Below are 12,632 nucleotides of genomic sequence, written 5' to 3' on the forward strand. Positions count from 1 at the left end.
GTAGTTGGGGGCTTCCCCCTGTGAGAGTAGGACGTCGCTAGGCATAAAGCACAATCCAAATGGGTTGTGCTTTTTTATTTGACTCTGTTGATTATTATTTATAGTTAGTTAAGTGGTTGGATAGATCATGCTGTATGTGTTAAAGGCACCCTGAAGCCCTTATCTGTGAACAAAATGCCCTTTTAGTCGAATTAAGGAACTCACAGGCCCTTATTGCAAGAAATTTGCGTCAATATCCCATGGTTTTGTATAAATAAGAGCCTCACAGTGCTCCAAAGTCATAAAAACGATTATTTTTGTATAAATAAGGGCTTATCAGGTCCCTTTTTCCACGGTACTTTCTAAAGCTGCTTTAACCCCTGTTCTAAAACAACATCGCCTATGTCAACTATCTTCCTAAATGACTGTGCCATAGTTTGAAATTTATCTGAAGAGCCAACACTAAGGAATTCACCGTCTAACGTCCCCATAGGAAAGAAAGGTTTAAAGGGACGTCGCTAGGCACAAAAACACCAATGGGGGGACTTTTTTGTACATACATATGAGCGTAAATGTAAACAGGGATGTTACCTATAAAGTAACATCCCAATTTAACAGTTGCATGAAACCTGTTTAAGCTTCAGATCAGTGATATTGTCTATTTTAAAATATACAATATGTATGTATCACTAGCTTTAATAGGTTTAGTGCTCTTTAACCTTTTGAAAAGGATTATTGATATTGATTAGGTGTATGTTGTGACTGTTGTACTTGTGGTGAATAGTGTGATTGTTGTACCTGTGGCGAATGTGTTTGGCTTTGGTATGGCATATATGTTTGTTGAGTTGATTGTTGTTGTACCATTTGGTGCATTCGTTGATTTTCTTGAATTAATTGCTGGCATAGTTGTTGTAGTTGTTGCACTTGTCTTGTAGCCATAGACTCATGCTGACTTAGGTCTTGAATTTGATTAGCAATTTTTCTTAATTCATTAGCATTTTGTTGCTCCATCTGTTGCATTTGTCCGAGAGTTTGTTGAATTTGATTTCCTACTGGCTGTTGCGAGTTCATTTGATTAAATTGTTGGTACATACAAAAAAACCTCCTAATAATAGTTAATTAAATTACAAAGATAAGGTTCGCTAATATAGGTTGATGTATGTATGATATAAATGAAAAAAAGAAGAATATTTTAAAAAAAGCCGACTAACTATAGTAAATCGTAATGCTTGTAAACCTCTCATTTTTTAAAAGGTTATCCAAAGTCATTCAAGGATTTAAAAGTCGGCTAATATTAGATGGTTATTTTTATTCGTAACTTTTTTCTAATTCATCAACAAGTGACCCGACAAAAGCAACTGCTTTTCTAATCGGTTCTGGAGTAGACATGTCAACCCCAGCGTGCTTTAATAGCTCTAAAGGCTTCTTCGTACCACCCATTTTTAGTACTTCAATCCAACGGTCGATTGCTGATTGACCCTCTTCTTCAATTAGTTGAGCAACAGCAGTAGATGCAGTTAGTCCTGCAGAATACGTATATGGATATAGACCCATGTAATAATGCGGTTGACGCATCCATGTCAGGCTCGCACCTTCATCGATTTCTACAGCATCTCCCCAGAAGTTAGCAAGAATATCTCCTTTTGTTTTACTTAAAGTACTTGCAGTAATTGGCTGTCCTGATTCGGCGATACGGTAAATCTCTCGTTGTAATTCACCTTCAAGTAAATGTGTAACGAAGTTATGGTAGTACGTTCCTAGAAATTGAAGTAGTACCCAACGCTTCATACGCTTATCATCTGTTTTAGCAAGGAGGTGCTTACCGAGAATTAGTTCATTCATAGTTGATGGTGCTTCTATGAAATATAATGATGGGCGAGTGTTTGTTAAGCGTTGATTTCCACCAGCTAGATAAAAATGACCAGCATGACCAAGTTCATGAGCTAAAATAAATGCACCGCGCATTGTATCTGTCCACGTGATAAGAATATAAGGGTGAATCCCGTAAGGACTTGCACAGAAAGCACCTGTTGATTTCCCATAATTTTCAGCATAATCAATCCAACCATCATTTAAACCTTTTTTCATAATTTCACTGTACTCTGGTCCAAGAATTTGTAGGGCTTCTTGAATGACTTTAGATGCTTCTTCAATCGTTGTTGGTGGGTTAAATTCTGGATCTAGTGGTGCTTTTAAATCACAGAACATCATCTTATCTAAACCGAGGACACGTTGTTTTAATTTAGCAAACCGACGCATGTGCGGAGCCAATTCTTCTTGAATAATGTCCAATTGGTTGTTGTACATTTGTTCAGTTACTTGTTGAGGTTGTAAAAGCATCTCGGTTACCGAGTCATAATTTCTTAAGCGAGAAAGTGTAACCTGTTTTTTTATTTCAGTTGAATATGTTGAAGCAAATGTATTTTCATATTGTTTCAATGTTTTTACAAACGATTGGTAAGCATTTCTACGTACCGTCGTATTTGGGGACAGTTCATAACGATCTTCAAAAGTAGCAAATGATAAAGGAATGTCCTGACCTTTTTCATCTTTAAACGTAGAGAACACCATATCTGATGATTTACTTAGTTGATAAGTTTTGTAAGGAGAACCTAACACTTCACCAAGAGATGCTAAGGCTAATTCTGTTTCTGGTGAAAGAGTGTGAGGCTTTTTTTCTAATCGTTCATTTAAGTGCTTCTCAAAAGATTTGAGGGCTGGCTCTTCTTGTATGTATTTTTCAATAGTTCCTTCAGGTAATGCTAGGATTTCTGTATCTAAAAAAGAAAGTGCAGCCTCGACGCTTGAAAGCATTGAAGCAACTCGAGAAGAGTTTGCTTGGCTTTTTGCGTTAGAACCATCTTCTGAAAGACGTAAGTTTGCATATGTTGCAACATATGTTAAGCGTTTTTGAATGTCTTCTAAAGCAGTTAAGCACCCAAGTAATTGTTTTGGCCCATCTCCAAGCGTTCCTTTAAATTGAGTAACCTTTTTTACATCTGATTGAACTGCTTGCAATTCTTCCTCCCAAGCTTCGTTCGTCTGAAATAAATCTTTTAAATCCCATTTTAAATGCTCTGGTACTTCTGAACGAGTCATTATTTTAGACAAGTAGATCGTCTCCTCTCAAATATATAATGAATTTATTTCGTGATACGAATTATATTTATTATATATGAAAACAGAAAATTTAGCTATTAATGAAAACGGATTTTAATAGGGAAATCGTGTCAAAAAATTACTAATATCTACGTATTTAGATAGTAAAATATCACAACTGGTTCTTTGGTGTGAGGAAATTATGCACATTCCGAGTCAAGTCGTGAATCTTTTTTAATTTGTAAAAGTCTTGGAGAAAAAGAGAATGTTATTAGAAGTTTTGTCACCTTGGAGGAAAATATATAGCCATGTATCTAATAGTGTTACTAGAGCCATTATGACTGGAAAAATAGAAGGGAGAGATTTAGGATGGGGAACGTAATACAAAAGTATTCTACAAAAGAGGTGTCGAAGTTATTAAAAATTCCTGTTGGGAACTTGAGGAAATGGGAACGAACATTTGATGGAATGTTATATGTACAAAGAACAAAGACAGGAGCAAGGTTGTATACAGATTATGAAATCGATACTCTAAAGAAGATAAAATTATTGAAAGATAAAAATATTAAGGATGAAGATGTTAAATATATTCTTGAAACAAATATTCAAGTTGAGTACAATGACGAAACGGATGAAGTTGAAAATGTTGAAGAGATGGATCGTTATGAAATGATGATATCGTTGCAACAGGAAACGGTAGAAAGTGTTGAGAAATTGACAAATTCGATCTTTACTTTTAAAGATGAAATGCTGCAGGAAACAAAAGAAGAAATTAAAAATGAGGTAAAGAAAGAAATTAATCTGGGTCATAACAAAACAACCTCTCTTGTGCAATCGTATTCGCAATTGATTTTAGATACTTCTGATCAGACAAAGGACGAGCTGCAGTGGTTGCGGCAAGAGATTGAACAAGAGAATGAAGAAAAACTATTTATTCACCAAAAGTTAGAGGAGCGCGAAGTTCATTTTCAAGAATTTGTGCAGCACTTTAGAGAAACTGCGGCTACGAAACAAGACCAATCAATTAAGACAAAAGTGTCAAGGTGGTTAGGTCAATTTACTAAAGATAAGAAAGAGGACTATTGCTAAGAGTGAGATTATAAACTTTAACAAAATGATATGCCAAAAACAGGTGAATGTTTAAAGGGATTTAAACTTCACTTGTTTTTTTTTGTAGAATGGATTTTTAAACTCTTTATTGTTGAATAATGATGAGACTCTGGATTACCGTTAAAGTATGAAGGATTTATGAATATTATAATTTCCAATTACTTCTTTTCTAGTAATGTTTTATAATAATATTAGGAAAAAAGTCTTGATCTATTATTACTACTTAATTAGGAGAGCTATTGTAAAAGGTAGAAAGCTGGCTTTGCGTGCGTAACGTTATTTATCTGTCAGCTTTTTTTGTGCGTATAAAGGAGAGAGTGTATTGGTAGCAAAATTAGTACGATTGTTAGGGTTAAACTCCATTAAAGGTAGGCTACGTTTTTCAATCATTTGTTTTGCTTTAATCATTGGATTAATTAGCACAATTACGATTATTTTAATTGAGAAAAAGAATCTGGAAGAACATGCAATTGGAATGCTCGAACAAACAATTGTATTGCAAAAGAAAGCGATTGAAAAATGGTTAGAAGAACGCAAAATCGATATTAACAGTATTTCCAGATTACCAGAAATAAGAATGACAGAAGAGGAAAAAATCAAAGAGGTTTTTGCAGCTTATGAAAACCACCCTGATTTTTTTGCATTAGTATATTCTGACAAAGAAGGGGTCACAAAGGTAGATAGCTTTACAAATCCAGGTACAGATATTACGGATAGAAACTTCTTTATTAATGCAATGAAAGGTGAAAGTTCAATTTCTGACGTTATGGTAAGTAAAGTTACAAATAAGCCTGTAATCATCGTTGCTTCACCTGTTTTAAACTATGAACAACAATTCCAAGGTGTTGTATTTGTAGTAGTATCGTTAGAAACCATTGAAAATGTTATGGAGAACTTAAGTAATAGTCGTTCGATGGAGACTTATTTATTACGCCAAGATGGATATTTGATCACAGAAGCTTTTTATCAAGACGCTGATATAGATAAAGGTATAATCGAGACTAGTCCAATATTGAAAGTAAAGGTTGAAAGTGAGTTATACGGACGAGCAATGCAAAATCAGTTTCTGGAAACCACTTATATGAATTTTGTTGGTGAAGAGGTATTTGGGACATATGATTGGGTAAGCGACAACCAATGGTTAATTATTGGAGAAGTGAAAAAGGAAAATGTTTATGCTTCCTTTTACCGAATTATTTTAGTTCTTACCCTAGTCTTACTATTAGCTTCAGTTTTAGCTTGGATAAACATTAAATATATTTCTAAGCTAGTAGAACATCCTATTTCGAAGTTGGTATTAGGAAGCCGTTTGATTAGAGAGAAAAACTATAAGTATCATATGGACGATACGGTCATTTCTAAAGGTCCAGTAGAGTTTAGAGAGCTCTGTTACACGTTTAATGAAATGTCGGCTACAATTAGTGAAAAGATAGAGTTACTTGAGTATTCCAAAGAAAAATATAAACATGTGATTGATAATATCAGAGAAGTACTTTTTCAAACAGATGAAGCTGGAGCATGGACGTTTTTAAATCAATCTTGGGAGAAAATAACAGGATTTACGGTTGATGAAAGTCTCGGAAAAACCTTTATAGACTTCTTATACATAGATGACCGAAAACAAAATAGGCGTTTATTTGAAGCTCTTATAAATCAAGAGATTAGCTCGTGTCGCCAAGAAGTTCGTTACATAACAAAGGATCATAAATATTAATGGTTGGAAGTTTACGTACAAATAATCGTTGACGACAATAATAGAGTTATAGGAACATCTGGAACATTAAATGATATAACAAAACGCAAGGTAACGGAAATGGAATTAGGAGACAGTGAAAATCGATACCGTACTCTCGTTGAATTATACCCAGAGGGTCTATTCGTGCACAATAGAAAATGTGTGAGCTTTGTTAATGATCAAGCATTAGTGTTGTTGGGAGTAAAAAATAAAGAAGACATTATTGGTCGAGCTTTTACTAGGTTTCTAGTTCGATATGAACGGGAGCGTATATTGTCTTTATTGGATAGTCTTCTTAGAAAACAAATCTCAACGCCATTTGAACAGGAACTAACGTTCATTCGTGAAGATGGAACAGAAATTATTGTAGAAGTTGGAATATCAGTTATTACTTATGAAGGCGAGTTATCGGTATTATGTGTTTTTAGAGATATTACGGCTAGAAAAAATGAACAGTTAGAGTTGCTAAGAATAACGAATGCTGTTGAAAATGCCAGTGATGCGATTGGGATTACATATCAATGTACTGGAAAAGTTATTTTTATGAACAAGTCTTTTAGAAAAATGTTCGGATATTCTCTAAAGGAGATAAATGAAATCGGTGGAGGAAGAGGTCTTTATGCTAATCCTGCCATTGGAAGAGAAGTATTCCAGTCATTATTAGAACGACAGGGATGGCATGGAGAAGTTGAAATGGTAAATAAGGATGGACAAAAAATGTGGGTTTCTGTACGCGGAAACTTTGTCGAGGACCATAGAGGAAACATCATTTCACTTTTAGGTGTCCATACCGATATTTCCGAAAGAAAAGCGATGGAAGAAGAGTTGAGGGCTGCACGAGACGCAGCGTTAGAAGCATCTAAGGCAAAATCAGAGTTTCTGGCTACGATGAGTCATGAAATTCGTACACCATTGAATGCGATTATCGGAATAGCTGATTTACTATCGGAGTCTGACTTATCTGAAGAACAAGAGCAATATGTTCGAGTGTATAAACGGGCAGGGGAAAATTTACTATCCATTATAAATGCCATTTTAGATATTTCTAAAATAGAGTCTGGTGAAATTAGACTTTCTAATCAGGTATTCGACTTACGTAATTTAATAGAACAGAAGATTAAATTATTTTCAGTTCTTGCAAAGAAGAAAACCATAAATCTGGAATATAACATGAGTCAAGATGTTCCTCCAATAGTTTACGGTGATCCAGATCGGTAGGTCAAGTTTTAACGAACCTCCTGTCTAATAGTATTAAATTTACAGAATCTGGTGAGGTGAATTTAAGAGTAGAGCAATATAATTCTACACATAAAGGAAACATTTGTTTTATTTTAAGAGATACTGGGATTGGGATACCTAAAGAAAAAATAGAACATATTTTTTGCGAATTCATACAAGTAGATAGCTCAATTACACGTAAATTTGGCGGTACAGGTTTAGGCTTAGCCATCGTTAAGAAGCTAGTAACTATGATGGGTGGAGAGATTTGGATTGAAAGCGAACTAAACAAAGGGACAACTTTTTACTTCACTGTAAATCTATTAGTAAATCCTCCAATTAAAGAGAACGGCAGAAGTATTGAAAATCTGAATGGATCCTTAACAAGCACTCGTGTTAAACGACCAGCTAGTATATTACTTGTGGAAGATACGATAGATAATCAATTATTGGTAAAAGCATTTTTTAAAAATGAACCTTACTCAATTGCCATAGCTGAGAATGGAGTAGAAGCTGTGTGTATGTTTAAAGAAAAGAAATATGATCTAGTTTTAATGGATGTCCAGATGCCAGTTATGGACGGTTACACAGCGACAAAAAGTATTAGAGACTGGGAGATGCAAATGGGGTATGAAGCCACTCCAATTATTGCATTAACTGCATTTGCCCTAGAGGAAGATGTTAAAAGAAGCATAGAGGCTGGTTGTAATGCCCATCTAATAAAACCGATAAACAAAATAACCTTACTAACCTCTGTAGAAAAGTGGCTAATGTAGGAAAAAAGACACAAATAACACTGTAAACCTAATTGAACTTTATCGTTATTACTTTTAAAATAATAGAATATAGTAAAGATTTACCTATAAATTGTAAAAAACAATGACTATTTTCATAGTTAGAAAATCTATAATTCTTTAAATTTTAGGGGAGTAAATATGCTGAACTCGATACAAATTTCAATTGATAAAGATCTTGAAGACTTAATCCCTGGTTTTTTGGAAAATAGGAAAAATGATATTAAAACAATGCAATTGGCGGTAGAAGAAGGTGATTTTAACCAAATTCGTATGATCGGTCATCGTATGAAGGGGTTTGGATCGGGTTATGGTTTTGATTTTATCACCGAGTTAGGGAAACGGCTTGAAGAAGCTGCGAAAGAGGAAAATATACAAAAGATAGGAATTTACATTACAGAGTTAATTAATTATCTGGAACAAATAGAAATTACTTTTGAATAACACTTTAGTGAAGGTAAGAAGGTATAGGTTCTATTTTTGAACTTGAGGGGGATATTTTATGGCTAGAACCATCTTAGTAGTCGATGATTGTATTGATAGTCGTCAGCTATTAGAAAGGTTATTACATAGAGCTGGGTATAATGATATTATCATGGCTGCCTCTGCTGACGAAACGTTTGAAATTTTACAGAGACAAGGAAATGAAATTGATTTAATTTTACTAGATGTTATCATGCCTGGCATGGATGGAATTGAAGTGTGTGATCAAATTAAAGAAATTGAAGCTGTAAAAGATATCCCAATCATAATGGTAACAGGTTTAAATAATGTCAAAGTGCTTGAACAAGCATTTATAGCTGGAGCGATTGATTATGTAACGAAGCCTTTCCATTCAGTTGAGTTAAAAGCTCGAATAGCGTCTGTTCTTCGATTAAAAGACGAGATGGATCAGCGAAAACTACGTGAGGAAGAGCTTGTGATTGCAAATGGGAAATTACACCAATTAAATGAGGCTTTAGAACGTTTATCCTCTTTGGATGGGTTAACTGGAATTCCAAATCGCCGAAAATTTAATAGCTACGTTGAATTGGAATGGAAACGGGCAAAACGTCAAAAATCAAATTTGTCACTTATTCTGTTAGATATTGATAAATTTAAACTTTATAACGATACATATGGACATTTAGAAGGAGATGAATGTTTAAAGAAAGTCGCAAAAATATTACAAGCTTCTGTTAAACGTTCGACTGATCTTGTTGCGCGATACGGTGGTGAGGAATTTGCGGTGGTGCTACCTGATACAGATCTAGATGGCGCTGTTCATTTAGCTGAAATAATGAGGCGTAATATAGAAAATAGTAAAATTCCACACGAAACTTCTACTGTGAGTGATGTTGTAACCATTAGTTTAGGTGTTGCATCATTTCATGGGTGTGAAAGTATAAAAACAATAGATACATTAATAGATATGGCAGATAAAGCGCTATATGAAGCTAAGGATGCAGGACGGAACCAAGTGGAGTGTTTTGATCTATGTTTATTAGAAGATATTTAACTTGCTGATGTCAGTGCTCTAAGGAGAATGTTCATGAAATTATCTAATATTAAAGAGCTTCTTAGTCACCGCTTTTCAATTTTTATTATCGTCGTTAGTCTTTTAGTTGCGACCATTTTATTTTCAAGGATGATTAGTAACCTCCAATATGAGCAAGCGGAAGCTAAGTTTTCTAATGATACAGAACAAATAATCGAGGAACTTCACAAATCAGTTAAAACATATGTTGAAGTTTTAAATGCTTACCAGAGTTTTTTTACAGCAAGTGATCCGACCTCAATAGATTATGTAAAATGGAAGAGATATGAGGAACAATTTAAACCATTTCTTAATTATCCTGGTATTCACGTCATTTCATTTGCCAAATACGTTAACGGTGAACAAAATTTGCTTGAGCTTAAAGAAGAGCTACAAATAGCTTATGATGGAAAATATGATGTTTGGCCTAAAAGTAAAGGAAAAGAATATTTAATTAACCAATTTGTTTCACCCTCCACACATATGGAAATAGGAGTTGGATTTGACCATTATACGGAGGAAAACCGTCGATTAGCAATGCTGAAGGCAAGAGAAACTGGGGACTATACCGCAACTTCAAAAATTACCCTTATCACAGATAATGGGGATAGCGGACCAGGGTATATTCTCTATGCACCTGTTTATAAATTTTCCAATGTAACGATTGATAGTTACATTGAAGAGCAAAGTAGAGATTGGTACGGTCATGTTCTTATCGCGCTTTATCTTCAAGAAGTTGTTGAAGCCACATTATCTAGTCACATTAACCCTGATCTTAGTTTCAAGATATATGAACAAGCGAACGTGTCTTCTTTAGCTGATTTAGATGATCAGAAGATTATTTATGAGTTTATAAGTGTAAATGAGAATAGTTACATTAAATCGAATTATGATTTTGTTCATAGTATTTCGTTTCCTTTTGTCGATCAAGAATGGACGATTTACTTAGAGAGCTCCCCATACTTTCTTGCTGGGTTGCAACAACTTTTACCGAATTTTATATTATTTACAGGTTTTATTATTACAGTCCTTGTTTATGTCGTTCTAAGGTCGATGGCCCATATGAGGCAACGAGCAGAGACATTGGCTGAAGTGATGACAGAAGAGTTAAACAAAGTAAACAATGTTCGGAAAGCAATATTGGATAGTACGAATAATTTAATCATTACGACAGACAGTGAAGGGGTCATTCGAACTTTTAATAAAGCCGCTGAACAACAGTTAGGTTATCGAGATGATGAAGTAATAGGTAGGGAAACTCCTTTTCTTTTTCATGATAAAAAAGATTTGCTATCTATAATTGATAAGTATGATATAAACAATGAAGATGCGGTTAAATATCTTATTAAGGAGTTACTTAGTCGTAAAGAAGAGTATATGAATGAGGTCAAATTTTATCGGAAAAATGGATCGAACTTTCCAGTACAACTCCATATTACACCGTTAATCGATGATAAAGGCGATACGATTGGTTTATTAGGTATAGCGCAGAATTTAAGTGAAGTGAAAAAAGCACAGCAAAAGATTAGGGAAAAGGATTTATTACTATCTAATATTATCGACACGATCCCTCATCCAATATTTGTTAAGGATGCAAATGGTCAGTATTTGTTAGTAAATAAAGCCACAACAGAACTATTTAATACTACTGTTGACCAGATGATCGGAAAAACCTATGCCGACTTTCCTTTTGCGGTGGATATTGAAAAGATAAATGCCCGAGAAGCGGAAGTATTGGATCTAGATAAACCTATCTTCATTCAAGAACAGCCGATCCGACATGCTGTTACAGGTGAATTAAGGTGGTTTTATCAAGCAAAGCTCCCGCTACATACGAGTGAGGGACAACGAATATTAGGTATAGCGATGGATATTACCGAAAGAAAATGGTTTGAAGAAGAGTTGAAAAGTCTTCGTGACCATGCGCTAGTGGCTTCACAAGCAAAATCTGATTTTTTAGCAATGGTTAGCCATGAAATTCGAACTCCGATGAATTCTATTATTGGCATGGCTGAACTTCTTCTAGAGACTGATTTAGACGAAGAACAGCATCAATACGTTACGATTTCAAAAAACTCGGCTACTAATCTGCTACGTATAATTAATGATGTTCTGGATTTATCAAAGGTTGAAGCCGGTCATCTGTCTATTGTGGAAGAAGAGTTTGACTTAAAGCAATTAATAGATGAAGTGATTCATATCTTCTCCTTTGAAGCAGATAAGAAAAAAATTCAATTAAGGTATCAATATGATAATAAATTACCTTTTTATGCTCTAGGTGACCCAGCTCGTTTAAGGCAAATTTTTACAAATCTAATCGGGAACGCTGTTAAGTTTACTGAAGATGGTGAGGTCTCCCTTGATATAAAGTTAAAGGAACATGCACCAAATAGTCATTTCATTCTTGAGTGTGAGGTTAAGGATACTGGAATTGGTATACCAAAAGATAAAATAGATACAATATTTGATCAGTTTACTCAAGTAGATACGTCAACAACGCGGCGCTTTGGTGGTACTGGATTAGGATTGACAATTGTCCGAAGTCTTATTGAGAAAATGGGAGGCGCTATTCGTGTTGAAAGTGAAATAGGAAAAGGAAGTTGCTTCACTTTTAACGTTCTGTTGAAAAGTAGTATTTCTTCTATAGCTGAAAAAGTTAAACATCAGAGTCAGAAAAGTGAAAATGACAACATTTCTATCTCTGGATTACGCATTTTACTTGTTGAAGATTCATATGATAATCAAGTTTTAATTAAAGCATTCTTAAAAAAAGAGCAGGTTGAGCTAGATATCGCTGAAAATGGTCTTGAAGCAGTTCATTTATTTAAGAAAAATTCATACGATTTTATTATTATGGACATCCAAATGCCAATAATGGATGGATACGAAGCGACAAAATTGATGAGAGTATGGGAAGCACAGCAAAGTTTAAAGCGAACGCCAATCGTTGCATTAACTGCACATGCTCTGAACAAAGATAAACAAAAAAGTTACAAATCGGGTTGTGACGGATATTTAACGAAGCCGATTTCGAAAAAAGAATTGATTAAAACCGTTGATTATTACTACAAAAAAATAACAGGCTAATTAAAGAGGCAGCAAATTAAACTGGTACCTGTAGTTAGGACACTTGAAAAAGAGTGTTTTATCTACAGGTATTTTTTTATATACTTGAATTCAT

At 34.5% G+C, this 12,632-nt stretch carries 9 protein-coding genes; 7 read left to right on the top strand and 2 right to left on the bottom strand.

Going from position 1 to position 12,632, the window contains the following annotated elements:
• Positions 1 to 711: 711 nt before the first annotated feature.
• A complete protein-coding gene (locus tag GKP30_RS23205; protein WP_216831851.1) occupies positions 712 to 1,071 on the bottom strand; it encodes a hypothetical protein in 360 nt (119 codons plus the stop codon).
• A gap of 216 nt (positions 1,072 to 1,287) precedes the next feature.
• Positions 1,288 to 3,078 carry an oligoendopeptidase F gene (gene pepF / locus GKP30_RS23210; RefSeq protein WP_216831859.1) on the bottom strand — a complete coding sequence of 597 codons (1,791 nt, stop codon included), beginning with the start codon at positions 3,076 to 3,078 and terminating at the stop codon, positions 1,288 to 1,290.
• Between the two features lie 369 nt (positions 3,079 to 3,447).
• On the opposite strand from pepF, the gene GKP30_RS23215 reads away from it, so the two are divergent.
• From GKP30_RS23215 to GKP30_RS23245, 7 genes are all read left to right on the top strand, one after another.
• Complete coding sequence (locus GKP30_RS23215; RefSeq protein WP_216831852.1) at positions 3,448 to 4,167, top strand: MerR family transcriptional regulator; 720 nt, start codon at positions 3,448 to 3,450, stop codon at positions 4,165 to 4,167.
• Positions 4,168 to 4,510: 343 nt separating this feature from the next.
• Complete coding sequence (locus GKP30_RS23220; protein ID WP_216831853.1) at positions 4,511 to 5,902, top strand: cache domain-containing protein; 1,392 nt, start codon at positions 4,511 to 4,513, stop codon at positions 5,900 to 5,902.
• Between the two features lie 3 nt (positions 5,903 to 5,905).
• Positions 5,906 to 7,141 (top strand): PAS domain S-box protein, encoded by a 1,236-nt coding sequence (locus GKP30_RS23225; RefSeq protein ID WP_216831854.1) that lies wholly within the window; start codon positions 5,906 to 5,908, stop codon positions 7,139 to 7,141.
• A 32-nt stretch (positions 7,142 to 7,173) separates the two neighbouring features.
• Positions 7,174 to 7,917, top strand: coding sequence for a response regulator (locus GKP30_RS23940; RefSeq protein ID WP_328703205.1), 744 nt, complete (start codon positions 7,174 to 7,176; stop codon positions 7,915 to 7,917).
• A 159-nt stretch (positions 7,918 to 8,076) separates the two neighbouring features.
• Positions 8,077 to 8,379, top strand: a complete 303-nt coding sequence (locus GKP30_RS23235) for an Hpt domain-containing protein (protein WP_216831856.1) — start codon at positions 8,077 to 8,079, stop codon at positions 8,377 to 8,379.
• Positions 8,380 to 8,437: 58 nt separating this feature from the next.
• Complete coding sequence (locus GKP30_RS23240; RefSeq protein ID WP_216831857.1) at positions 8,438 to 9,433, top strand: diguanylate cyclase; 996 nt, start codon at positions 8,438 to 8,440, stop codon at positions 9,431 to 9,433.
• 33 nt (positions 9,434 to 9,466) lie between these two features.
• Positions 9,467 to 12,538 (top strand): PAS domain S-box protein, encoded by a 3,072-nt coding sequence (locus GKP30_RS23245; RefSeq protein WP_216831858.1) that lies wholly within the window; start codon positions 9,467 to 9,469, stop codon positions 12,536 to 12,538.
• Positions 12,539 to 12,632: the final 94 nt, after the last annotated feature.

It is taken from the genome of Alkalihalobacterium elongatum (genome assembly GCF_019024285.1).
Classification (GTDB): domain Bacteria; phylum Bacillota; class Bacilli; order Bacillales; family Bacillaceae_F; genus Alkalihalobacterium; species Alkalihalobacterium elongatum.

Coding starts and splice junctions, on each gene's coding strand:
- GKP30_RS23205 (WP_216831851.1), bottom strand. CDS start 1,071: ATGTACCAACAATTTAATCAAATGAACTCGCAACAGCCAGTAGGAAAT.
- pepF (WP_216831859.1), bottom strand. CDS start 3,078: ATGACTCGTTCAGAAGTACCAGAGCATTTAAAATGGGATTTAAAAGAT.
- GKP30_RS23215 (WP_216831852.1), top strand. CDS start 3,448: ATGGGGAACGTAATACAAAAGTATTCTACAAAAGAGGTGTCGAAGTTA.
- GKP30_RS23235 (WP_216831856.1), top strand. CDS start 8,077: ATGCTGAACTCGATACAAATTTCAATTGATAAAGATCTTGAAGACTTA.
- GKP30_RS23240 (WP_216831857.1), top strand. CDS start 8,438: ATGGCTAGAACCATCTTAGTAGTCGATGATTGTATTGATAGTCGTCAG.
- GKP30_RS23245 (WP_216831858.1), top strand. CDS start 9,467: ATGAAATTATCTAATATTAAAGAGCTTCTTAGTCACCGCTTTTCAATT.